Annotated in this window: 17 protein-coding genes; 7 read left to right on the plus strand and 10 right to left on the minus strand. The window is 69.7% G+C overall.

What is annotated here, in order from left to right; all coding sequences use genetic code 11:
- The first annotated feature begins 809 nt into the window (after positions 1-809).
- From BLU84_RS09960 to BLU84_RS09975, 4 genes are all read left to right on the plus strand, one after another.
- A complete protein-coding gene (locus tag BLU84_RS09960) occupies positions 810-1,703 on the plus strand; it encodes an ABC transporter ATP-binding protein (RefSeq protein ID WP_074865924.1) in 894 nt (297 codons plus the stop codon).
- 10 nt (positions 1,704-1,713) lie between these two features.
- Entirely contained in the window at positions 1,714-5,289 is a 3,576-nt protein-coding gene (locus BLU84_RS09965) for an ABC transporter permease/M1 family aminopeptidase (protein ID WP_074865929.1), read from the plus strand.
- Positions 5,290-5,827: 538 nt separating this feature from the next.
- Positions 5,828-7,162 (plus strand): DEAD/DEAH box helicase, encoded by a 1,335-nt coding sequence (locus tag BLU84_RS09970; protein WP_074865932.1) that lies wholly within the window; start codon positions 5,828-5,830, stop codon positions 7,160-7,162.
- 364 nt (positions 7,163-7,526) lie between these two features.
- Positions 7,527-7,835, plus strand: a complete 309-nt coding sequence (locus BLU84_RS09975; protein WP_074865934.1) for a hypothetical protein — start codon at positions 7,527-7,529, stop codon at positions 7,833-7,835.
- A 54-nt stretch (positions 7,836-7,889) separates the two neighbouring features.
- Here BLU84_RS09975 and BLU84_RS09980 read toward each other — a convergent pair whose 3' ends face one another.
- From BLU84_RS09980 to BLU84_RS09990, 3 genes are all read right to left on the minus strand, one after another.
- Positions 7,890-9,545 carry a CHASE2 domain-containing protein gene (locus BLU84_RS09980; RefSeq protein WP_074865937.1) on the minus strand — a complete coding sequence of 552 codons (1,656 nt, stop codon included), beginning with the start codon at positions 9,543-9,545 and terminating at the stop codon, positions 7,890-7,892.
- A 39-nt stretch (positions 9,546-9,584) separates the two neighbouring features.
- Entirely contained in the window at positions 9,585-11,303 is a 1,719-nt protein-coding gene (locus tag BLU84_RS09985) for a FecR family protein (RefSeq protein ID WP_083382470.1), read from the minus strand.
- Positions 11,304-12,264: 961 nt separating this feature from the next.
- Positions 12,265-14,103, minus strand: coding sequence for a DUF885 domain-containing protein (locus BLU84_RS09990; protein WP_074865940.1), 1,839 nt, complete (start codon positions 14,101-14,103; stop codon positions 12,265-12,267).
- 264 nt (positions 14,104-14,367) lie between these two features.
- Here BLU84_RS09990 and BLU84_RS09995 point away from each other — a divergent pair, with 264 nt between their 5' ends.
- Positions 14,368-15,597, plus strand: a complete 1,230-nt coding sequence (locus BLU84_RS09995; RefSeq protein WP_074866611.1) for a hypothetical protein — start codon at positions 14,368-14,370, stop codon at positions 15,595-15,597.
- A gap of 107 nt (positions 15,598-15,704) precedes the next feature.
- On the opposite strand, the gene BLU84_RS10000 is transcribed toward BLU84_RS09995, so the two are convergent.
- From BLU84_RS10000 to BLU84_RS10010, 3 genes are read right to left on the minus strand one after another with little or no spacing between them, the layout of a single operon-like run.
- Positions 15,705-16,517, minus strand: a complete 813-nt coding sequence (locus BLU84_RS10000) for a queuosine precursor transporter (RefSeq protein WP_233431112.1) — start codon at positions 16,515-16,517, stop codon at positions 15,705-15,707.
- Complete coding sequence (locus tag BLU84_RS10005) at positions 16,514-17,689, minus strand: PQQ-dependent sugar dehydrogenase (RefSeq protein WP_074865944.1); 1,176 nt, start codon at positions 17,687-17,689, stop codon at positions 16,514-16,516. Before BLU84_RS10005 ends, BLU84_RS10000 begins: the two co-directional genes overlap by 4 nt.
- Positions 17,686-18,552 carry a DUF502 domain-containing protein gene (locus tag BLU84_RS10010; protein WP_425479346.1) on the minus strand — a complete coding sequence of 289 codons (867 nt, stop codon included), beginning with the start codon at positions 18,550-18,552 and terminating at the stop codon, positions 17,686-17,688. Before BLU84_RS10010 ends, BLU84_RS10005 begins: the two co-directional genes overlap by 4 nt.
- Here BLU84_RS10010 and BLU84_RS28455 point away from each other — a divergent pair.
- Positions 18,470-18,649, plus strand: coding sequence for a DUF6053 domain-containing protein (locus BLU84_RS28455; protein WP_425479347.1), 180 nt, complete (start codon positions 18,470-18,472; stop codon positions 18,647-18,649). The genes BLU84_RS10010 and BLU84_RS28455 overlap by 83 nt on opposite strands.
- On the opposite strand, the gene BLU84_RS10015 is transcribed toward BLU84_RS28455, so the two are convergent.
- From BLU84_RS10015 to BLU84_RS10025, 3 genes are all read right to left on the minus strand, one after another.
- Positions 18,610-20,634: a bifunctional serine/threonine-protein kinase/formylglycine-generating enzyme family protein gene (locus tag BLU84_RS10015; protein ID WP_074865949.1), complete on the minus strand. Its 2,025-nt coding sequence runs from the start codon at positions 20,632-20,634 to the stop codon at positions 18,610-18,612. The two genes, BLU84_RS28455 and BLU84_RS10015, sit on opposite strands and share 40 nt — an antisense overlap.
- 197 nt (positions 20,635-20,831) lie before the next feature.
- Complete coding sequence (locus tag BLU84_RS10020; RefSeq protein WP_074865952.1) at positions 20,832-21,281, minus strand: DUF4442 domain-containing protein; 450 nt, start codon at positions 21,279-21,281, stop codon at positions 20,832-20,834.
- Positions 21,282-21,665: 384 nt separating this feature from the next.
- Positions 21,666-22,535 carry a tetratricopeptide repeat protein gene (locus BLU84_RS10025; RefSeq protein WP_074866617.1) on the minus strand — a complete coding sequence of 290 codons (870 nt, stop codon included), beginning with the start codon at positions 22,533-22,535 and terminating at the stop codon, positions 21,666-21,668.
- A gap of 230 nt (positions 22,536-22,765) precedes the next feature.
- Here BLU84_RS10025 and BLU84_RS10030 point away from each other — a divergent pair, with 230 nt between their 5' ends.
- Entirely contained in the window at positions 22,766-23,305 is a 540-nt protein-coding gene (locus BLU84_RS10030; RefSeq protein WP_139174892.1) for a DUF998 domain-containing protein, read from the plus strand.
- 10 nt (positions 23,306-23,315) lie between these two features.
- On the opposite strand, the gene BLU84_RS10035 is transcribed toward BLU84_RS10030, so the two are convergent.
- Complete coding sequence (locus BLU84_RS10035) at positions 23,316-23,552, minus strand: hypothetical protein (RefSeq protein WP_074865955.1); 237 nt, start codon at positions 23,550-23,552, stop codon at positions 23,316-23,318.
- Positions 23,553-24,072 lie beyond the last annotated feature (520 nt).

Genomic DNA, 24,072 nt, shown 5'->3' on the forward strand with positions numbered 1-24,072 from the left:
GACGGTAGGTGGATTGCGCGGCGTCTCTTCCAAGTTTGCGGCGCCTCTCTTACCCCGTCATCCCCGCGAAAGCGGGGATCCAGAGACTTCAGAGCCATGTCGCGATGAAGCCCTGGATGCCCGCCTGCGCGGGCATGACGGTAGGTAGGTTGCGCGGCGTTTCTTCCAAGTTCGCGGCACCTCTCTCACCCCGTCATCCCTGCGAAAGCGGAGATCCAGAGACTTCAGAGCCATGCCGCGATGAAGCCCTCGATGCCGCCTTCGCGGGCATGACGGTAGGTGGGTTGCGCGGCGTCTCTTCCAAGTTCGCGGCACCTCTCTCACCCCGTCATCCCTGCGAAAGCGGAGATCCAGAGACTTCAGAGCCATGCCGCGATGAAGCCCTCGATGCCGCCTTCGCGGGCATGACGGTAGGTGGGTTGCGCGGCGTCTCTTCCAAGTTCGCGGCACCTCTCTCACCCGTCATCCCCGCGAAGGCGGGGATCCAGAGACTTCAGAGCCATGCCGCGATAAAGCCCTGGATGCCCGCCTTCGCGGGCATGACGACAGGAGGGGTGCGCGGCGTCTCTTCCAAGTTCGCGGCGCCTCTCTCACCCCGTCATCCCCGCGAAGGCAGAGATCCAATCCCGCCGCGATCTCCTTCCCCGCGCCGACCCGGACAGCTCGGCGCCACGCCCTGCCATCGGTCATCCCCCCCAATCGGCCATGGTCCGTCCCTCCGCCATCGATAGCATCATCGCGAGCCTGCCGCAGGTATGCGCCTGCGCCGGGCCGGATTCCGTTCGCCGCCCTGACCGAGACCACAGCCGATGCTGACCATCCGCGACCTCACCAAGACCTACGCCAACGGGGTGCGCGCCCTGGACGGCATCTCCCTGGACATTCCGCGCGGCATGTTCGGTCTGCTCGGCCCCAACGGTGCCGGCAAGTCCTCGCTGATGCGCACGCTGGCGACCTTGCAGGAAGCCGACACCGGCAGCGTCACCCTGGAAACCGACGGCCGCGTCATCGACGTGCTGCGCGAGAAGGACGCGGTGCGCCGCCTGCTGGGCTATCTGCCGCAGGATTTCGGCGTCTATCCCAAGGTCAGCGCGTTGGATCTGCTCGATCATTTCGCCGTGCTCAAGGGCCTGAGCGAGCGCAAGCAGCGGCGCGAAACGGTCGAGGGCCTGCTGCACCAGGTCAACCTGTGGGACGTGCGCAAGCAGAAGCTCGGCGGCTTCTCCGGCGGCATGCGCCAGCGCTTCGGCATCGCCCAGGCGCTGCTCGGCGATCCGCGCCTGGTGATCGTCGACGAACCCACCGCCGGGCTCGACCCGGAGGAGCGCAACCGCTTCCTCAACCTGCTGGCCGAGATCGGCGAGAACGTCGCGGTGATCCTGTCCACCCACATCGTTGAGGACGTCACCGACCTGTGCCCGAGCATGGCCATCGTCAACAAGGGCCGGGTGCTGCTGAGCGGCGAGCCGAACGCGGCGATCGCCGCGCTGGCCGGACAGGTGTGGCGCAAGCAGGTGACCAAGCCCGAGCTCGACAGCTACGAGACCCGCTTCACCGTGCTGTCCACGCGCCTGGTCGGCGGCCAGCCGGTGATCCATGTGTTCAGTCCGCAGGCGCCGGAGGACGGCTTCGAGCGGGTCGAGCCGGGCCTGGAAGACGTGTACTTCCAGCGCCTGCGCCAGCAGGCGCGGGTCGCGGCGTGAGGGGCGGGCGATGATCTACGAATTCTTCCGCTTCGAACTGCGCCAACAGCTGCGCTCGCCGCTGCTGTGGGTGCTGGCGGTGCTGTTCGGCCTGATCGCGTTCGCCGCCGCCAGCAGCGACGCGGTGCAGGTCGGCGGCGGCATCGGCAACATCAACCGCAACGCGCCGACCACGATCGCGAGCTTTTTCGGCATCATGAGCCTGCTCAGCCTGCTGGCGATCGCCGCGTTCGTGTCCAACGCGTTGCTGCGCGATTTCGAGATGGGCACGGCCGACCTGTTCTTCTCCAGCCCGATGCGCAAGCGCGATTTCCTGATCGGGCGCTTCGCCGGAGCGATGCTGGCCTGCCTGTTGGTCTACGCGATGGTCGCGCTGGGCCTGCTGCTCGCGCCGGCGATGCCGTGGATCGATCCCGAACGCCTGGGGCCGTTCTCGCTGTATCCGTACCTGTGGAGCTTCGCGGTCCTGGTGCTGCCGAACCTGGTGTTCATCGGCGCGCTGCTGGCCTTGCTCGCGGTAACCGGGCGCAGCCTGCTGGTGGTGTACCTGGGCGTGATGGGCTTCTATCTGTTGCAGGCGCTGGCCGGCACGCTGGTGAGCGATCTGGAGAACGAAGCGCTGGCGTCGCTGCTCGATCCGTTCGGCATGACCGCGTTCGCGCGCGCCACCCGCTACTGGACCGCGCCCGAACTCAACAGCCGCCTGCCCGAGCTGACCGGCTATCTGCTGGTCAACCGCGCGCTGTGGGTCGGCATCGGCCTGGCCATGACCGCCGCCGCGTTCGCCTTGTTCAAGCCGCAGCGCACCGGCACCGGCCGCGGTTGGCTGCGGCGCAAGGCCAAGCCCGCCGCGGCGCCGGTCGCACGTCCTGCGGTGGCGCGGGTCGCGGCGGTCAAGCCCGCGTTCGGCGGCGCGACGGCGCGCGCGCAGTTCTGGCGCAGCGTGCGGCTGGATGCGGCCGGCGTGTTCAAGAGCGTGCCGTTCCTGATCCTGCTGGCCTTCGCTACGCTCAATTTCGTCGCCGGCTCCAGCAGCGTGCAACAGCTGTACGGCACCCAGGTGTATCCGACCACCTCGCTGATGCTGGTCGGCTTGCAGGGCACCTACAGCTATGTGCTGGTGCTGATCGCGATGTTCTACGCCGGCGATCTGGTGTTCAAGGAACGCAGCGCCAAGCTCAACGAAGTCGTCGACGCGATGCCGGTGCCGAACTGGGTGCCGCTGCTGAGCAAGTTCGTCGCCCTGATTGCGGTGGTGCTGGCGTTCCAGGCCATCGGCGGGGTGGCTTCGATGGCGCTGCAGCTGTTCAAGGGCTACACCCAGCTCGAGCCGCTGCTGTACCTCAAGGGGCTGCTGCTGGCCTCGATTCCCTACGTGCTGATGGGCGGGCTGGCGCTGGCCTTGCAGGTGTTCTGCAACAACCGCTTCATCGGCTACGGCCTGACCATCGCGGTGGTGGTGACGCTGGCCGTGCTGAACATGCTGCACTTCGAGCACAACCTGTACCGCTACGGCAACGCGCCCAAGGCGCCGTATTCGGACATGAACGGCTACGGCCACTTCCTGGCCGCGCGGCTGTGGTTGCAGGCCTATTGGAGCCTGTTCCTCGGCGCGCTGCTGATGCTGGCGGGAGCGTTGTGGGTGCGCGGCGCGCCCGGCGGCTGGCGCGAGCGCCTGCGCTTCGCCCGCGAGCGTCTGCGCGGCGGGCCGCGGCTGGCGCTGGCGGCCGTGGCGGCCGCGTGGCTCGCGACCGGCGCGTGGATCTTCTGGAACACCAACGTGCTCAACCGCTACACGCCCGCGGACGTGGCGATGGACGAGCAGGCGCGCTACGAGCGCTTGTTCCGTCGCTACAAGGATTTGCCGCAGCCCAAGATCGTCGCCGTGGAAAATCATGTCGACCTGCGCCCGGAAGACCTGAGCATGAGCGCGAGCGGGCGCTACACGCTGCTCAACCCGCATGCCGCGCCGATCCGCGAGTTCCATGTGTCGGTCGATCCCGATGCCGATATCCGCGCCCTGGAATTCGGCGGCGCCAAGCTGGTCAGCAACGAGGCGCGCCTGGGCTACCGCATCTACCGTTTGAGCGAGCCGATGCAGCCGGGCGAACGGCGCGAGCTGCGGTTCCAGCAGTCCTTCGCCCAGCGCGGCTTCAGCAACGAGCCCGGCCAGCACGCGGTGGTCGGCAACGGCAGCTTCTTCAACTCCAGCGTGTTCCCGCACTTCGGCTACGACGCCGGCCGCGAGTTGCTCGACCGCAACGAACGCCGCAAGCGCGGCCTGGGCGAGGTGCCGCGCATGGCCAAGCTCGAGGACGCGTCGGCGCGCCAGCGCAACTACATCGTCGGCGACGCCGACTGGATCGACTTCAAGACCTCGATCTGCACCGCGCCGGACCAGATCGCGCTGTCGCCGGGCTATCTGGTGCGCGAGTACGAAAAGGACGGGCGCAAGTGCTTCGACTACGCGATGGACCGGCCGATGCTGCCGTTCTACTCGTATCTGTCGGCGCACTGGAAGGTCAAGCGCGACACCTATCCGGGCGGGATCGCGATCGAGGTCTACTACGATCCCAAGCACGAGTTCAATGTCGATCGGATGATCGCGGCGACCAAGAAATCGCTGGATTACTTCCAGGCCAATTTCACCCCGTACCAGCACCGCCAGGTGCGCATCATCGAGTTCCCGGCCTACGCGCGCTTCGCCCAGAGCTTCGCCAACACCATCCCGTTCTCCGAATCCATCGGCTTCGTCGCCGACCTGCGCGATCCGGCCGCGGTCGACTACGTGTTCTACGTGACCGCGCACGAAGTGGCGCACCAGTGGTGGGCGCACCAGGTCATCGGCGCCGACGCGCAGGGGTCGACGATGCTGTCGGAATCGCTGTCGCAGTACTCGGCGCTGATGGTGATGGAGAAAGAGTACGGCCGCGCCAAGATGCGCCGCTTCCTCAAGTACGAGCTGGACCGCTACCTGTCCGAGCGCGCCGGCGAGCGGGTCGAGGAACTGCCGCTGTATCGGGTCGAGAACCAGCAATACGTCCATTACCGCAAGGGTTCGCTGGCGTTCTACCGCCTGCGCGAGGAACTCGGCGAGGACGCGGTCAACCGCGCGCTCAAGCAGTTCGCGCTCGACAAGGGCTACCAACAGCCGCCGTACACCACCTCGGCCGAGCTGCTGACGTATCTGCGCCGCGAAGCCAAGCCGGACCAGCAGGCGCTGATCACCGACCTGTTCGAGAAGATCGCCTTCTACGACAACCGGGTGCTGTCGGCTTCGTCGAAGAAGCGCGCCGACGGCAAGTACGAGGTGACCATGCAAGTGCAGGCGGCCAAGCGCTACGCCGACGGCAAGGGCCGCGAGACGCCGGGGCGGATGGACGACTGGGTCGAGGTCGGGGTGTTCGCGCGCGGCGCCTCGGGCAAGGAGGAGGACGAGAAGGTGCTGTACCTGGAGCGGCGGCACGTCGCGCAGGGCGAGTTCACGGTGACGGCGGTGGTCGATGAGGCGCCGTACGAGGTTGGGTTCGACCCCTACAACAAGCTGATCGACCGGGTGCCGGACGACAACCGCAAGAAGCTGTGACGGCGCCTGTTCAGCCGGCCCGCCCTTAACCGGGGCGGGCGGGGAGGGCGCCGGCCAGCCGTCGCAATCGGGGAGCTGGACGCGCCCAGGCGGGGCCTTGCGGGCGGGGGCCCCCGCGCCGGAATCCCGCGGCCGCAACCGGTCCCCAAGCCCCGTCCAGCCAAGCGCGCGCCCCGTCGCAGCGCACTTGTCCGCGCTTGGCCGCAATGAGCCGGGGCTGACCGGCCCCGCCCGCAACTGGCGTAAGCGACTGTTTTCGCGTAGAGTGCGCCCCGTTCAGCGCACGGCTGCCTCCCCGCAAGGGTACGTTTCCCAGGTTGCCCGTCGCCCCGCATTGGCCCCCGCAGGCCGCGGCGCGACTTCTTATCCCGCACGTCTTTCGTCGCGCAGACACGGCCCGGAGCTTCCGGCGCCGTCCAAAAATCGATACTCGCAGCGCGGTTCAAGGGAACGCTGGAGTGATCACGCGACCGATTACGGTCCGGCGCGCCCATGGCGCGGCCGGCACTTCGGCGCGAACATCTGGAGTTCCAAAGCTATGACGTTCGAATCGCTGGGACTGGCGCCCGCGCTGCTGCGCGCGCTGTCCGAACAGAACTACGCCACCCCGACCCCGATCCAGGCCGAAGCGATCCCGCTGGCGATGGCCGGCCACGACCTGCTCGGCGGCGCCCAGACCGGCACCGGCAAGACCGCCGCGTTCGGCCTGCCGCTGCTGCACCGCCTGGCCACCGCCGCGCCGCAGGGCGGCCCGCGCAAGCCGCGCGCGCTGATCCTGGCGCCGACCCGCGAGCTGGCGCTGCAGGTCAGCGACAGCCTGCGCGGTTACGCCAAGTACCTGCGCCTCAACGTGCACGCCATCTACGGCGGCGCCGGCATGGGCCCGCAGCTCGACGCGCTGCGCCGCGGCGTCGACGTGCTGGTGGCCACTCCCGGACGTTTGATCGATCACCTCGAGCGTGGCAGCGCCAAGCTGGACGCCGTTGAGCTGTTGGTCATGGACGAAGCCGACCGCATGCTCGACATGGGCTTCCTGCCGGCGATCAAGCGCATCCTCGGCCGCCTGCCGGCCTCGCGCCAGACCCTGCTGTTCTCGGCCACCTTCGAGGCCCAGATCAAGCAGCTCGCGCTGGAGTTCATGCGCGCGCCGCAGCAGGTGCAGATCGCCGCCAACAACATCGTGGCCGATGCGATCAGCCACCGCGTGCATCCGGTCGACGGCGGCCGCAAGCGCGATCTGCTGATCCAGATTCTGGCCTCGCGCCCGAACGATCAGGTGATCGTGTTCGGCCGCACCAAGCACGGCTGCAACCGTCTGGCCGAGCAGCTCGAGGACGCCGGCCTGAAGTCGGTCGCGATCCACGGCAACAAGAGCCAGGCCCAGCGTCAGAAGGCGCTGCGCGATTTCAAGGCGAACAAGGCCCGCGTGCTGGTCGCCACCGACGTCGCCGCGCGCGGCCTGGACATCCCGAGCCTGCCGCTGGTGATCAACTTCGATCTGCCGATGGTGGCCGAGGACTACGTCCACCGCATCGGCCGCACCGGCCGCAACGGCGCCACGGGCGAAGCGCTGTCGCTGGTGTCGCCGGACGAGGCGGGCCTGCTGCGGCAGATCCAGCGCATCCTCAAGGACGACATCGAGATGGTCAGCGTCGCCGGCTTCGAACCCACGCGCCCGCTGCGCATGGGCTCCGACGCGCCGGGCGCGCGTCGTCCGGGCCCGGGCGGCAACCGCGGCAACAACGCGCCGCGCAAGCCCGCGCACCGTCCGCACGGCAAGCCCGCGCCGCGTCATGCGCATGCCGGTCCGAAGCAGCATCGCGGCGGCGGCAACGGTCCTTCGGGTCCGCGCCGGGATCGCAGCGCGGGTTGATCGATCCGCGGTTGTGATCGTATGAAACAGAAAAGGCCGGCATTGCCGGCCTTTTCTTTTGCGCGCCGGTTTCGATCGGCGGCTTTTGCGCGATCGCTTCGTGCGCTGCGTTGCGTCGCGGTATGAGCGTGGCTCGCGCGCAACGTCATCCCCGCGAAGGCGGGGATCCAGAGACTTCAGAGTCATGCTGCGGTGAAGCCCTGGATCCCCGCCTTCGCGGGGATGACGGCTTGAGGTCGCGCTGCCCCCGCGGCCTGTCGTCGCGTACGAAGCTTCGCCGCCGTCGTTCGGTTCCGCGCGCGCGGGCGCTGTGCGATTCATGATCTACTGCGAAGGCATCGCCACACACCGGGATCGCTGCCGCATGGATCTGCAAGGCACAACGCTGGAAATCATCGAGTACTGGGACTTCTACGACATCCCTCGCCAGATCCTGGGCTTCGACGGCGCGGCCTATTGGCTGCTCGATGGCGGCTTCGACGACGAGCTCGACGACTACAGCCCGCAGTTCCGGGTTTACCCGCTGGGCGAAAGCCGCGAGCGAGCGGTAGAACGCTTTCGCGACCGACAGTGGCGGTCCGACGCGATCGCTGTCGGCGCGATCCGTGTCGAGGACGCCGAATTCGACGAAACCCTACGCAAGCGAGTGCGCATCCGCAGCGCGACGGCCTGAATCTTCAGGCGCGCGAGCGACGGTGGGTTCGACGCACTGCTGCGAATGCGGCCGTCAAACCTCGCCCAACCGCGTCGCCTCGCGCCGATCGCGCCCGTTTTCCTTGGCCCGGTACAAGGCCGCATCGGCGCCGTCGAATACGGTGCGCACGTGGGTGTGCGGGCTCGGTACGCAGGTGTACAAGCCCACGCTCAGGCTCACCCGCTGGTCTTCGCGAGCGCCGTAGCGCGCGTCGAGCTTGCGCATGTCGGCGAGGATGGCGTCGGCGACGCGGGCGGCGCCTTCGACGTGGGTGTCGGGCAGGATCACCGCGAATTCGTCGCCGCCGAAACGCGCGGGCAGGTCGCGCGGGCGGCGCGCGTGGGCGGCGATCACCGCGGCGATCTTCTGCAGCAGCTTGTCGCCGGCGCGGTGGCCGTGGGCGTCGTTGTAGGCCTTGAAGTGGTCGACGTCGATCAGCGCCAGCGACAGCGGCGCGCGGGTGCGGCGGGCGCTGGCCAGCTCGCGTTGCAGCACGTGGTCGAAGCGGCGGCGGTTGCCGAGCTGGGTGAGCGTGTCGACGTTGGCTTCGTGGCGCCAATGGCGCAGGTGGCCGATCAGCCAGGCCAGATAGGCCACAGCGATGGTGGCGATGGTGCCGGCCGGCGGGAACCACAGGTCGGTCAGGCGCAGCAGCACGACGCTGCCGGCGGCGGTCAGCAACGCGGCGGCGCCGGCGATCAGCGCCGGCCGCTGCACGCGCGGGTGGATCATCGCCAGCACCGCGGCCAGCAGCATCGCCGCGGCCAGCAGGCCTTGCCACAGCGGCGCCAGCGGCACGATCGCGCGCCGGTGCAGCAGCATCTCCAGCACGTTGGCCTGATATTCGGCGCCGTGCATCAGCACGTCCTCGGACATCGGGGTGAGGTAGCGCGGCACCAGCCCGGTCGCGGTCACCCCGATCACCACCCAGCGGTCGCGCAGCAACTCGGCCGGCACCTGGCCGCTGAGCACATCGGCGTAGGAGACCTGGCTGAAGGTGTCGGGCGGGCCGGCGTAACGAATGCGCACGTAATTGTCGCGCGTCCATTGATAGGGCGAGCCGCGCTCGGATCCGGGCCGGCGCAGGCCGGGCAGCGGGTCGGGCGCCACGCCCGCGTCCTGAGCGATCAACGCCAGCGCCAGCGCCGGCCAGCGCGCATCGCCGAGGCCGGCCTTGAGGAACAGGCCGCGCGCGGTGCCGTCGGTGTCGAGCTCGATGTCGGTATGGCCCAGGGTCGCCGCGGCGGCGGCGAACGTCGGCGTGGGCAGCACTTCCACCGGCGGCGCGTTCTGGCGCAGCGGCGCGGTGGTCACCGGCAGGGCGACGCGGCCGAGCCGGCGCATCGCCGCGGCCAGGGCGCGGTCGCGCTCGTCGCCGCTGCGGTCGGGTTCGGACAGGACCAGGTCCAGGGCCACGCCGCGCACGCCGGCGTAGCCGAGCCGGTCGAGCATCTGCGCGTGCAGGTCGCGCGGCCACGGCCACTGGCCCAGTTCGTTGAGGCTGCGGTCGTCGATCGCCACCACCACCACGTCGCCGTCGGGCGGGTAGCCCCAGTGCGAGAGGTGCAGGTCGTAGAGGAAATCGTCCAGGCGCCAGGCCGCGCCGCTGACCGTCAGCAGCGCCGCCAGCGCCGCCGCGCCCAGCGCTGCGCCGGCGCGCAACAGCCGGGACAGGGCGGCGGGGCTCATGCGTTCGCGCTCATCGGCGCCCTGGTCGGCACGGGCGGCTTACAGCGCCAGCAGCAACAGCAAGGCGCCGGCGCCGCCGGCGGCGTAGCACAGGCGGCAGGGCAGGCGGATCTCCTGGGCCGGGCCGTAGGGCGCGACGTAGCCGTCGTCCTCGATGGTCTGCACGCGCACGTGCCAGGCGCCGCTGCCGGGCCGGTCGATTTCGATCTGCGGTTCATCCGCCTCCCGCTCCAGCAGCAACTTGGAGAAGTCCGCCTTGCGCGAAATCTGCACGCGGTAGCGCTGGCCGGGTTCGCCGCGCTGCCAGCGCAGGGTCAGCTTGCCCTGCGCGGACTGCGGCGGTTCCAGGCCGGGATCGACCGGCGCATCGCTGATCTGGAACGGCAAGGCGTTGCCGAAGCGGCCGAGCCGGCCGTCGCCGTCGCGCGAGGCCACGCGCCAGAAGTACGAACCGGGCTCCAGGTCGCGCCCCGGGCGCAGGCGCTGGCCGCGCACGGCTTCGTCGATCAGCGGCGCGGCGAAGTCGGCGTCGCGGGCGATCTGCACCCGGCTGGTCGCAGCGCCTTCGACCTTGGCCCACTCGAAGCGCGGCCGCGGCAGGCGCAGGCTCTGGCCGTCGAGCGGGGCCAGGGTCAGCGGCGGCGCCGGGCCGGCGTCGACGGTGAAGGCCTGCAGCAGGTCCTGGCCGCCCAGGCCGTTGGCCGCGACCGCGCGCACCAGCAGGCGCTGGCGGCCGGGCGGCAGATCGTCGATGCGCACCTGGGCGGCGGTGGTGGACTGTTCGAACAACAGCACCTCCGGCGCGTCGTCGCGCACCACTTCGACCCGGTAGCCGCTGGCGCCGGGCACCGCGTTCCAGCCGGCGCGCGCGGGCAGTTGGTCGAGCACGGTGGCGGCGGGGTCGAGCTGCGGCGCCGGCAGCAACGCGATCGGCGCGGACGGCGCATCGCCGCCGCCGGCGAGCGTGCCGTAGCCCGGCGTCACCAGCACCTGGCCGCGCTGCGCGCCGACCTGGACCTTGCCTTCCAGCACCTCGGTCGCGTCGCGCGCGCCGGCATCGCCGGCGCTGATGCGGAAGCGCGTGCCGCGCACGCTGGAGGTCGCCGACGGGGTTTCGATGATGTAGCGCGAGGCCGGCCCCAGCGCCGGCGTGACCCGGTTGGTCGCGCGCCCGCGCTGCAGGCGCATGCGCGTGTCGACCATGCCGGTGGCGCCGTAGCTGCTGAGCTCGTCGAACACCACCGCGCTGTTGTCCTGCACGGTCATGCGCGAGCCGTCGGCGAATTCGAGCGTGGCGCTGGCGCCGGGCCCGGTTTCCAGGCGGCTGCCGATGCCCAGGCGCAAGCCCTCGCCGACCAGTTGCGCCGGCGACTTGTCCGAGGCCAGCCAGTTGACCGCGCCGCGCACCGCGATCACCCGCGCCTTGGCCGGTTCGATCCGCAGCCAGCCGATCGGGAAGCGCATGCGCGTGCCCGGCGGCAGGTGGTAGGGGTCGACGATGCCGTTGTGCTGCTGCAGGCGGCGCCAGTCGATGCCGGTCTTCAGATGCTTGGCGCCCAGATCCCACAGGGTGTCGCCGGGGCGGACGCGATAGCTCCAGTCCTGCGCCGACGCCGGCGCGCACAGCGCCGCCAGCGCGAGCAGCGCGACGAAGGCGAGCAGACGCGAGACGCGCCAGAGCGGGCGAGACGGCCGGCGCGCCGCCGAGACGGCGGCGGAGGACGCGGGCGCTGCTACGGGTGTTGCGATGGGGAACATCCGTAATCCGTGGCTGAGAAAGTCGGCGGAGACCGGCCGCGCGGCCGGCGGGCAAGGGACATAGCAACCCGTAATTATGCGCCTTCAGTCACATTTTTTCTGCTTTGGGTTCTGAGCAACGGTAGATCGGGTGGGATCGGCGGTGGCCGGTTGCGGTGCGGGGTGTTGGATGGGCGGGTGGATGCGGTGTGGTTCGCGTTGGTTTGTGGATGCGGGGGCGGCGTGGTTCGTGTGCCAGAAGCCGATCCTAGCGCCTGTGGGCGGCGCGGTGCAGTTGCCGGGTTGTGGTTCTTGGTGGGCTGCCGTGATTCCTGGAAGGAGATGCCCGCGGTGTTCCTACAAGATCGTCATCCCCGCGAAGGCGGGGATCCAGAGACTTCAGAGTCTTGCCTCGATGGAGCCCTGGATGCTCGGCTTCGCCGAGGTAAAGCGGAGCCCGCGTTCGCGGGAATGACGGTAGGTGGGTTTCGCGGTGTCTCTTCCCGTGGGAACAACGGTAGGTGGGGCTCGCGGTAAGCGGGTTTAACGGCAGGCGGATTCCACCGCGCCACTCCAAGCCGTCATCCCCGCGAACGCGGGGATCCAGAGACTTCAGAGCCATGCTTCGGTGAAGCCCTGGATTCCCGCCTTCGCGGGAATGACGGTAGGTGGGGTTCGCGGCAGGCGGGTTTAACGGCAGGCGGATTTCACCGCGCCACTCCAAGCCGTCATCCCCGCGAAGGCGGGGATCCAGAGACTTCAGAGCCATGCTTCGGTGAAGCCCTGGATTCCCGCCTTCGCGGGAATGACGGTAGGTGGGGTTCGCGGCAGGTGGATTTCACGGCAGGCGGGTTTCACTGCGCCACTCCAGGCCGTCATCCCCGCGCAGGCGGGGATCCAGAGACTTCAGAGACATGCCTCGATGAAGCCCTGGATGCTCGGCTTCGCCGAGGTAAACGCGACGAAGCCCCGCCGGCAACCCTCAAGCCTTCTTGCCCTCGATCCACCGATCGATCTTGCGCTCCAGAATCTCCAGCGGCACCGCGCCGTCCTTGAGCATTTCCGCATGGAACTCGCGCACGTCGAAGCGCGGCCCCAGCGCGGTCTGCGCGCGCTTGCGCAGTTCCATGATCTTGAGCTCGCCGATCTTGTACGCCAGCGCCTGGCCCGGAATGGCCATGTAGCGCTCGGCTTCGGCGGTGGACTGGGTTTCGCTCTCGGCCGAGTTGGCCAGCATGTATTCGATCACCTGCTCGCGGGTCCAGCCCTTGCTGTGCAGGCCGGTGTCCACCACCAAGCGGATCGCGCGCCACAGTTCGTTCTGCAGATAGCCGAAGTAGTCGTACGGGCTTTCGTACACGCCCAGGTCCTTGCCCAGCGATTCGGCGTACAGGCCCCAGCCTTCGGTGAAGGCGGTTTCGCCGCCGAAGCGGCGGAACTTGGGCAGGCCGGTGAGTTCCTGCTGCAGCGCCAACTGGAAGTGATGGCCGGGAATCGCCTCGTGCAGGTACAGGTCTTCCGCGTCCCAGGTCTTGCGCGTGGGCAAGTCATAGGTGTTGACGTAGAAGATGCCCGGCCGCGTGCCGTCTTCGCTCGGACGCATGTACGAGCCGCCGGCCGCCGATTGCGCGCGGAAGGCTTCGACCGGACGGATCTCGAACGGCGCCTTCGGCGTCAGCGAGAACTGTTCGGCAATGCGCTTGTTGATCTTCGCTTCCAGGCCGCGGTAATGCGCCAGCAATGCCGGCTCGTCCTTGAACACGAAACGCGGATCGGTCTGCAGGAACTTGAAGAACGCCGCGCGGCCGCCCTGGAACTTGAGCGCGGCGATAGTCTTGTCCATCTCGCCGTGGATGCGCGCGACTTCGTCCAGGCCTATCTGGTGGATCTGCGCCGGCGTCATCGCGGTGCTGGTGGAGCGGCGCGCGTTGAAGGCGTACCACTCGCCGCCGCCCGGCAGCGCGCCCAGGCCGGCGCTGTCGCGCGCCTTGGGCAGGTAGTCGTCGCGCACGTAGTCGCGCAGGCGCGTGTAGGCCGGCATCAGCTCGGTCGCGATCGCCTGGCGGTAAGCCTGGGTGAGGCGCTGCTTGTCGGCGTCGGAGAAACCGGCGGGGAACTTGCTCACCGGCGTCCAGAACAAGGTGTCCTCGGGCTTGTCCTTGATCAGCGCATCGAGCTGCGACACCACCTTGACCATCAGCGCCTTGGGCTGGACCACGCCGCGCTTGACGCCTTCGCGGCTGTTGGCGGCGAACTGGTCGAAGATCGCCGGCACCTTGGCCACGCGCTTGAGCCAGTTGTCGTAGTCGGCGACGGTCTTGAACGGCTGCGCGCCGGCGCCGGAGCCGAACTGGGCGACGCTGGCGGCGAAGTTGTGGAACTGGTTGATCGGCTGCTGCCAGGCCGGGAAGCGATCGGATTCCAGCTCCAGTTTGGCGTTGCGCACGAAGATCTCGTAGCTCAGCAGATCCTGCGCCGACAGGCCTTGCGCGCCGACCGATTCGACCGCCTTGAGCCAGCGCTGGAAGAACTCGCGGCGCTGTTGGCGATAGGCCGCACCGGCGATGTTGGGCAACTGGTCGTTGTAGCGCGGATCGCCTTGCTGGGTGGCCATCAGCGGGTTGAGCTTGAGGTTCTCTTCCCAGTACTGCTCGTACAGGCGGGTGAGCTTGGCGGCCTTGGTTTCCACGGTGACGCCGGGCGCGGGCGCGGCGGCGTCGGCGGGCGCGGCGACGGCGGCGACGGGCAGGGCGAGGGCCAGCGCGGCGGCGAGCAAGGTCGCGGCCGGGCGCGCGAACGCGCGGGACGAGGAAGCGGTCATGGGGTCGATCCGGACGGTTGGACCCGCAGGCTCGCGCGCGCGGGCAGGCGGGGCATGGGCCGAAGGTCATGGCGGGCGCGGCGCTGTCGCCGGCGGCGGTCGCGCGTTGCGGATCGAAGTTGGCCGCGCGTCGGGCTCGCGGCACCACGCATTGTGTGATGACAACCGCGATGGATTGACGAAGAATCCAGGCGCGAACCGCTGTCAGGCGCGGCCTTGCCGCCGCCGCCCGCCGCGGTCGCGAACACGGAAAAGGAGAACCGCGTGCCCGCATCCCCCGACGCACCTTTGGATGTATCCGCCCAGCCCGCAGGTTCGGTCAGCGCCTGGGGCCGCTACGTGCTGAACCTGACCGCGCCGCGCAGCCATGTCCTGCGCACCGAACCCGGGCGCGGCAATCTGATCGTCGGCCCGGCGCGCATGGGCAAGAAAGCCGATCTGCACGTCGCGGCCGACGAGGCGATCGATTGGCGCGCGTTCGAGCCCTTCGCCACGCCCGCCGGCTCGCCGTGGCCGCGCCACATCGATTACTACGGCAACGACAGCGGGTTTTTCGCCTGGTCGCAGCAGCGCAGCATCGAGCAATTCAGCTGGGCGCCGGCGTTCGCCGATGCGCGCGAAATCGACGCCGGCGCGGCCGACATCTACTCGCTGCATCTCAAGCTCGGCGAGTTGAGCGGCCATCTGCGGCTGAACCTGCCCGCGGTCAGCAGCCTGAGCCTGTCCGGCGATCTCTCGCGCTTCGCCGCCGCCGGCGCCGCGCCGCGCTCGCTGTCGCTGCTGCCGACGCTGTCGCGCCGCCGCAGCGACGCGCCGTATGTCTTGCCCGAACTCGGCCTGTTGCAAGCGACGACCTCGTTGTCGCTGCATGCCGGCCCGCTCGGCCAGCCGATCTCGCTCAAAGGGATCGAACGCTTCGCCGCGCTCGACAGCCTGTCGCTGTGGGGCGGCTTCTGCGACTGGGAGGAGCTGGCGAAACTCGACGGCCTGGACAATCTGGAAATCCGCTTCGCGCCGGAGCTGAGCGGGCTGCCGCCGCTCGCGAGTTGGCCCAAGCTCGACCGCTTCATCGCCTACAACGTCGACGAAGCGGCCGGAAAGATGTTGAAGGCGCAGCTCAAGGCGCGGGCGAAGATCCGCGAATGGAGCGACTACGCTGCCGTCAGCCAGTTGCGCAAGCCCGAGTGGTGGCAGCGCGAATACGCGCGGCCGTTCGTGGCCTGGAGCGGCCGCAGCGCCAAGGCGGCGAACGCCGCTTACGACGTGGCCTTGCAGGCGCTGGAGCAGGCGGCGCAAGCGCAGGACATCGAGGCGGCCAAGGCTGCCATCCTTGCGTTCGCCGCCGGCTTCAACCAGGCCAAAGGCATCGAGACCAGCGAGCGCGAGGATATCGGCGAGGCGGTGTGGCAGTTCAGCCAGCTCGACCACGTCGCCGCGCTCGGCGTCAGCGAGGAACTGGCGCAGCAGTGGTTCGACGAGGTGCGCGACTACTGAGATTTGCGCTGCGCGACGCGAAGCCGGCTTCACGTCGCGCAGCGGCGCGGTGGCGGCGCGCGACCCGCACGCAACGCCTCGCGCCTGGGCCCCGAAGGCCGCACGCCTCAGTCGGCCGCGGCCTCGTCGCGCAACTGCTTGGCGCGCTCGTGGCCCAGGTAGCCGTGGATCCAGATCCGCAGCAGATAGATCAGCGGAATCATCGCGAACGCGGCCAGCATCTTGTAGCCGTAGTTGACCGTGCTGATCGCCAGGAACTGCGGGATCGGCCAATGCTGCGGCCCCAGCACGAAGGCGATGTACAGCACCACGAAGCTGTCGACCAACTGCGACACCGCGGTCGAGCCGGTCGCGCGCAGCCAGATGTGCTTGTCGCCGGTGACGCTGCGGATGCGGTGGAACACCGCCACGTCGATCAACTGGCCGAGCATGAACGCCACCAGCGAACCGCCGATGCTCCACATGCCCTGGCCGAAGATCGCCGCGAACGCGGCCTGGTAGTCGGGCACGCCCTGCGCCTGCGCGGCCTTGACCCACCAGCCCGCCGGCGCCAGCGCGATCGCGGCGAAGGCGAACAAGAAGCCGTAGGCGATCAGCATCGCCGCCAGCCACGAGATCAGGCGCACGCCGCGGCGGCCGAAGAACTCGTTGATGACGTCGGTCATCAGGAACACGATCGGCCACAGCAAGGTGCCCGCGGTGAAGTTCAGCGAGCCGGTCTGGCCGAACAGGTTCCACTGCAGCGGCGCGATGCCCAGGGTGTCTTCGAGGGCGAAGATCTTGACCCCGATGAACTCGGCCAGCGCCGCGTTCACGCAGAAGAACGAGGACAGCACGATGAACAAGCGCAGCGAGCGGTCCTGCAGCGTCGGCGTGCCCTGGCCGGAGACGAACGGAATGCTGGTTTCGCTGGCGCTCACCGCTTCGGCCTCACCTTGTAGATCACGCCCGACTTGTCGTCGGTGAACAGGAAGCTGTCGCGGCCCAGCGCGAGCACGTCGCAGGGCCGGCCGACCGCCTTGCCGCCCTGGACGAAGCCGGCGACGAGATCGCCGCGCGCGCGGCCGTCGGCGCCGACCCGGACGATGCGGTAGCCGTGGCCGAGCTTGAGCTTGCTGGAGCCGTGCAGCGCCACCGCGAATTCGTCGCGCAGCTCGCCCTTGTCGCTGGCGGGAAACCAGGTCAGGCCGAGTGCCGAGGCATGCGAAGGGAAGTAGGCGAACGGCTTCGGCACGCTCGCGCAGCCTTCCTTGCGCGGGAACTTCGGGTCGGCGAACACTTTGCCGCGGCTGAAGTGGCAGTAAGGCCAGCCGTAATCGGCGCCGTCCTTGACCACGAACATCGTCTCGTCCGGCTTGTCGTCGCCGAGGTGGTCGGAGCCTTGATTGGTCGCGAACAGCTTGCCGTCGCGGTACAGCAGCCCGACCGCGTTGCGCAGGCCGCGCGCGTAGATGCGTTGGCCGCTGCCGTCGGGATTCATCTGCAAGATCGCCGCGCGCACGTCTTCTTTCTCGACGCAGGCGTTGCAGCTGCTGCCGACCGCGACATACAGCTTGCCGCCGCCGAAGGCGAGGCTGCGGGTCAGGTGCCAGCCGCCGTATTTGTAGCTCAGGCCGTAGTCGGGGAAGGTCGCCAGCGTCTCGGCTTCGGACGAGGGCTTCACATCGCCATTGCGGTAGCGATAGCGCAGCAGCTTGTCGGTGTTGGCCACGTACAGCCATTGCTGGCCGCCGGCGTCGGTGTGGAAGGCGACGCTGTTGGGATTGCGCTGCTTGTCCAGGTACACCGAGACCTTGGTGTAGCGCTCGCTCTTTTCGTCCCAGCCGTCGAGCGCGTACACGCGGCCGAGCTTGTTGTCGCTCAGGTCGTGCATGTCGGTGACGAACAAACGGCCGTCGGGGCTGCGGGCGAAGAAGCGCACGCGCTTGAGGCCTTGCACCACCGGCACGATCTCGAGTTCCGCCGGCAGGTCGAGACTGAAGCTGCGGCCGTCGTCGAGCGCGACCGGATGCGGGGTCAGCGCCGCGGCGGCGGCGAAGGGCAGGGCCAGCGCGGCGGCGAGGCAGAACGAAAACGCGGAGCGTGGTTTCATCGCGGGACATCCTGGTCGGCCGCGGCCGCGGCGGCGGTCGCGGAAGGCACGGAAAACGGAATCGTCGCCGGCGACACTGCGCCGCCGGAGATGATGAAGCTCATCGCCTGATCCACGCTCCAGTCGGTCGGGGTGATCTTCTCCACCGGCACGATTTCCAGATAGCCCGAGGTCGGGTTGGGCGTGGTCGGCACGTACACCGCGGCCAGTTCGCGGCCGGTGCCTTCCTCGCGCATGACCTTGGTGACGAAGCCGATCGACTTCATCTCGGTATGCGGGAAGTCCACCAGCACCACGCGCTGGGTGCCATCGGGCTTGGTCTGCAGGATGTCGAGCAACTGCCGCGCGCTGCCGTAGATGGTGCTGGCCAGCGGAATCCGGCGGATCAGCGATTCGAACCAGCGCAGCAGGGTCTGGCCGACCACGCGCCGGGCCAGCGCGCCGGTCAGCAGGATCACCGCGACCGTGGCGATCAGCGCCAAGGCGGTCTGCACCCACGCGGCGCCGAGCCAGCCCAGCGCCTGCGGATGGGCGAAGGCCAGGTCCTGCAGCAGCGGCTCCACCAGCGGTTTGCTGATGTCCGACAGCAGCACGAACACGAACTTGACCACGACCCAGGTCAGCCAGATCGGCAGCAGGGTCAACAGGCCGGAGAGGAACAGGCGTTGCAGATTGGGCGGGCGCATGGGCCGGATTGTAGGGGAGCCGACCTGTCCGGAGTTGCCGTGGATGGGTGTTCCAGATCGATGCCCTGCGCTCGAATCGCCGCGTCGCGCTGTGGTGGGAGGGCCTTCAGGCCCGACGCTTTCCGATCCGGTCGCGAAGATCCGACCGAAAAGCGTCGGGCCTGAAGGCCCTCCCACAAAAGCAAAAGCCCTCCGCGCGGGAGGGCTTCGTAGTCACCGCCGCACCGCCGCGCCTCAGCGCTCGCGCACCAGGCGGAAGCCGACATCGTCGTAGCCGCGTCCCGCGCTCAGCGGCCGCTGCGCCTGCGCGCTGCGCCAGGAGTTGCCGCCGACCTGACGCTGCTGGCAGTTGCGCCCGCAATCGGCCGACCACATCGACAGCGAGCGGCCGCCGTTGAGCGGCATGCGCTGCGCTTCCTCGGCGGTGGGCAGGCGGTAGCGGCGGCCGGTCTGCTGGCTGTACCACTGCGCGTAGGCCTCGGCGTCGGCGATCGACACGCACACCACCGGCTCGGATTCGGTCTGGCCGAAGCCCGGTTCCTTCCAGTCCTTGGGCGAGAGCACGCGCAGCAGCGACACGCGTTCGCGGCACAGCGCCGGCGCGCGCGTGCTGGCGCTGGCGAAGCGGGCGTACTCGCCGCGGCTGACCGGACGCGGGTTGAAGCTGACCGCCACGCTCGCCGCCGGGGCGGCGGCGCTGGCCGCAACGGTGCCGCGCGCGACCGTGCCGTCGCCGGCGATGCCGCGCGCCTGCGCGACCAGCTTGGTCGAGACCGTGCGCGGCAGCGCGAACTCGTCGGCCAGCGCGATCACCTTGCCGGCGTCGCCGCCGTCGCCGCGGCGCGCGGCCTGGTCCAGCCGCGCCTGCAGCGCCTGCGCGGCCTTTTCGCGCAGCGCGCGCTGCGCCGGCGAGTCGGCGGTGCCGGTCTGCTGGCCCAGCGCGGTGGCGTTGACCAGATGCTGGCGCGCCTGGGCGTCGCGGCCTTCGCGCAGGTCGCGCGCGAGCGCGTCGCCGAAGGCCTGGGTGAGCTCCTCGACCACCACCGCCACTTCCGGGTTGGTGCTGTCCAGGTGCCAGGCGGTGAGCAGGCTGTTGTAGGCGTTGGCGTCCGCCGGCGCGGCCAGGCGGCCTTCGCCGATGTAGCTGCGCGCGGCCTGCAGCGAATCCTGCAGCGGCGCCTGCGGCAGCGGCGCCATCATCGCCTGGGTCGGATCCGGCGCGGCCGGCGCCGCGGCGGCGCTGACGGCGGGCTTGGATTCGACCCGGAAGAAGCCGTCCTTCTCGACCCGGTTGAGGCCGAAGCCGACCGCGACCACGCCGACCGCGGCCACCGCCAGCCCGGCCCAGGCCGGGGTGGCCCAGCGCTTGAGCGGGCGCAGCGCGCTCATGGCGCGGCCGAAGCCGCTCATCTGCCCGCGGTGCTTGATCTCGTCGACCGCCTGGGCCATCTCGGCGGCGTTTTCGAAGCGCTGGTCGGGGTGCTTGGCCAGGGCGCGGTTCATGAAGCGCTGCCAGTGCTTGAGCGGCGGCGGCAGCTTCGGGATCGGGTTCTGCGCGTGCATCACCGCCATCGACAGCGCGTCGGGCGCCTCGAACGGCAGCCGGCCGGTCAGCATTTCCCAGATCAGCACGCCCAGGCTGTACAGATCGGCGCGGCCGTCGACCTCTTCGCCGCGCGCCTGCTCCGGCGCCATGTAGGCGGTGCTGCCCACGGCCAGGCCGGTCGCGGTCATGCGCGCGCCGAAGCCGCGGCGCAGGGCGATGCCGAAGTCGGCCAGCAGCGGCCGTTCGGAATTGTCGAACAGGACGTTCTCGGCCTTGACGTCGCGGTGCACGACGCCGCGGGCGTGGGCGTATTCCAGCGCCGCCAGCAACGGCTCGACGATGCCGACCACCTCGGCCTCGCCGCGGGCGAAGCCCTGCTCGATGCGCTTGCCGAGGTGGCCGCGCGGCAGGTAGGGCATGGCGTAGTAGGGCAGGCCGTCGCGGGTGCGGCCGACCTCGTGGATGCTGACCACGTGCGGGTGTTCGAGCCGCGCGATGGTGCGCACTTCGTTCTCGAAGCGGCGCCGGCTGACCTCGTCGGCCAGGGCGTGCGGCAACATGATCTTGATGGCGACTTCGCGCCCCAACGCACTTTGCTCGCCCAGGTAAACCGTGGACGAGCCGCCGTGGTTGATGATCTCGCGCAGTCGATAGCCGGTGATTTCCGGCATCGGCACGCGCTGCGCATCGGTTTGGATTGTGCTGTTGGACATTCGCGGCCCCGTGTCGCGACTGCGCAGCATAACGCCGCAGCAGTGCCCGCGTGACGACTAGTGTGGCTTTTAAGTGCCCGCGTTTACAAGCCTGAGCGGGGCCCAGGCGCGCATTCTGACAGTCGCTTCCATACCGCAGCGGCGCGGACGGAATGGCGACGCGGGTCGCAAAGCCGCGCCGGCGCGGCCGCGCCCGCTCAACGGTCGCGCTTGCGCCGCACGTAAAGCTGCTTGCGCACCTTGGCCACGACCTCGCCCTGGGCGTCGAGGATCTCGTTCTCGAACCAGCGCAGGTACTTGTCGCCGCTGGCGGTGGCCGCGCGCAGTTCTTCGAGGATGTCGTCGCCCAGATCGAAGCGGGCGCGCACCGTGCCGCGGCCGGGCTTGACGAATTCGATCTCGCCGGCGCGGTCCCAGACGATGTAGTCGCGGCCCAGCGCCTGCATCGCCAGCAGCATCCAGAACGGGTCGGTCATCGCGAACAGGCTGCCGCCGAAGTGGGTGCCGACGTAGTTGCGGTTCCACGGCCGCATCCGCAGCTCGACCGCGGCGTGGCGGTAGTCGGGCGAGATCGCGGCGACGTGGATGCCGGTGAACAGGAACGGCGGCCACAGGTTCAGGCCGTGGCGAAGGGTGCTGGCTTTCATGGGCGCCTGGGTGGGGAGGGGCGCGGGCAGTCTGCCATACGGATGCGTATTGTTGAAGCGAGGGGCTGTCGCTGCGGCCGTTTGTTGTGCGCAGTCGCGGCGATCGGCCTGCTTGCCGTCACTCCGGCGAACGCCGGAATCCACTTCGCTTCGCCTCTTTTGAGTGGGCGAAAGCAGAGAAGCCAAATCAAAATGGGTTCCGGCGTTCGCCGGAATGACGGGCGGTGGGCACCGGGACGGTGAGAGCCACGGGCCGAAGGGCAGCGCCGGGACGAGGCCAGTGCGCCCGACGCCGAAGCGCCGGGCTTGAGGTCCTCCGGGCTCGCCAGCGCCGAAAACGCCGCTTCGGCTAAGCCCGAGTCCCGCGCTCTAACCCAAGGCGCCTCAGAACAACAACGCCGACATCTTGCGCCGGTACACCCCGACCAGATCCTCGTCCGCCACCACCCGGAACGCGTCGATCAGGGCCTTGCGCGGCAGGCCGTCCTGGAAGGCGCGGTCGCGGCGCAGCAGGTCGATCAGTTGCTCCAGGCCGGCCTGGTCCTGGCCGGCGGCGATCAGGCGCGCGCCGAGCAGGTAGCGCGCCTGGGCGTCGTCCGGCGCGGCGGCCAGGGTCGCTTCCAGGGTCGCGGCCGGCGGCGCGTCGCGCACCACTTTGAGGAAACCGAGCTTGGCGCGGGCGCGCACGCTGCGGTCGTCGGTGGCCAGGTTCGCCGGCAGCGCGTCGAGCAACTGCTCCGACTCGGTTTCCGCGCCCGTGGCCAGCAGGGCCAGGGCGAGGTCGAGCTTGAGTTCGGGCTTGTCGGGCTGCTCGGCGCTTTCGCGGCGCAGGCGCACGACTTCGGCGTGCGGGTCGACCGGCGCGGCTTCGGCCGGGGCTTCCTCGACGGCCGGCGCGGCCGGCTCGATGCCGTGCTGCTTGAGGAACTCGCGTACCACGCTTTCCGGCAGCGCCTCGGCGAAGCCGTCGACGAGTTGGCCGTCCTTCATCAGGTACACGGTCGGGATCGAGCGGATCTGGAACGCCGCGCCGAGCTGCTGCTCGGCCTCGACATCGACCTTGGCCAGCACGAACGCGCCGTGGTACTCGCCGGCCAGCTTTTCCAGGATCGGGCCGAGGGTCTTGCACGGCTGGCACCACTCGGCCCAGAAGTCGATCAGGACCGGCACCTTCAGCGATTTTTCCAGCACGTCCTGCTGGAATCGTTCGGTGGTGGCGTCGAATACGTGGGGATTGGCGGCAGTGGCGGTCATCGGCGGGCTCATGGAGTCGAAAACGGATGCGTTCCGAAATGGGGACGCGGGCGGCGCGAGGCAAGCGCGCCGCGAGCCGCGCACGCTAGCATGTCGCGATGAAGGCCTCATCCCGATCCCGCGCTGCGACCTCTGCGCGCGCCGCTGCGGCGGCGGCATCGACGGCGACTGCGCCGCCGCCGGCGCGTTCGCGCGCCCTCTTCGTCGCCGCGACCGCGGCGCTGTGCTGCGTGGCCGCGTTGCTCGGCTTCGGCGCGGCGCTGGACGGCTATTCGCATTGGCGCCATCCGCCCGGGTTGCTCGGCGCGCAGGGCATTCCGTACGCGCTGGCGTTCAATCTGCTGGGCTACATCGGGCCGGGACTGGCCTTGGCGTGGGTGGCCTGGGGCCTGGCCGGGGCCGCGCGCGGGCTGCGCGCGCCGGCGCGGATCGGTGCGTGGCTGTGGCTGTGGTCGGCGCTGGCGTGGGCCGCGCAGGGCGTGGCCTCGCTCGATCCGCAGGACCTCGATGCGCACGCCAGCCGCCTGCATGCGCTGGCGTGGATGCTGTGGTGGCTGGCGTTCGCGCCCGGCGCGGCCTTGCTCGCCTATGCCTCGCTGGCGGCGCCGGCGTGGCGGCGTTTCGGCGTTATCGCGCTGGCCGCGGCGGCGGTGCTGGTGCTGGCGGTGCTGGCGGCCGATGCGCGCCTGGTGCCGGGCGCGCCGGCGCAGCGGGTGGCCTTGCTGGCGTGGCTGGCGGCTTATATCGCCGCCGCGCGCGCGCCGCGCTGAGGCGCCGCGCTCAGGGGTTGGGCGGCGCCGGGCAGAAGCGGTCCATGCAGCGGTTGAACTCCAGCCGGCAGAACTTCTTGTCCAGATCGGTGACCGCTTCGGCCAGGCATTGCGTGCGCTCGGCGTAGCAGCGGCAGACCGGCGCGGCCGTGGAGACCGCGGCGAAGCCGGATACGAACGCGAAGGCGGCGGCCGCGGCGAGCGCGGCGGTGCGGCGATTGCGCGGGCGGCGCGGCATGGCGGTCATCGGCGGGTTCCCGGCAAATGCGCCGGTGGTCCGGCGCGGGCGGAAGATGGCGCCGGCGCCGCAGCAAGGTCGGTCGGAATCGGCGCCTGCCGCGGGCGCACCCGCGGCTGACCTTGCTGCGGCAACGGCATGGAAAAACGCTCAACGCGGGCGATGGTGCGTGCGCGCGGCGGTGCAGGGCGACGACGGCATCGGCGCTGCCGGGCCTGCGTTGCGGATCGAATCGCGCCGCGCCGATAGTGGGCATAAGCGCGACCGTCGGGGTTATGGCACGCCCCCGCGGCGATCGCCGTGACCGGGCGCACGCGGCGCGCGCCGATGGCGCCGCAGGCGTTGCGGAATTGCCGGAACTGGGATCGTCGATGTGAAACCGGCGTGCATGCGGGCGGTTTCGGGGCGAAGCGGGGAGCGCGAGGAAACTGCGTTTGCTGCGCTTTGGCGAGACAGCGGCGGCGTTCGCTTGGCGATGTGCGCGGTCTGGAGCGCGGTTTCATCGCGGCATCGCGCTGAAGGCTCTGGA

Origin of the sequence: Lysobacter enzymogenes, assembly GCF_900106525.1 — a bacterium.
In the GTDB taxonomy this organism is placed as follows: Bacteria; Pseudomonadota; Gammaproteobacteria; order Xanthomonadales; family Xanthomonadaceae; genus Lysobacter; species Lysobacter enzymogenes.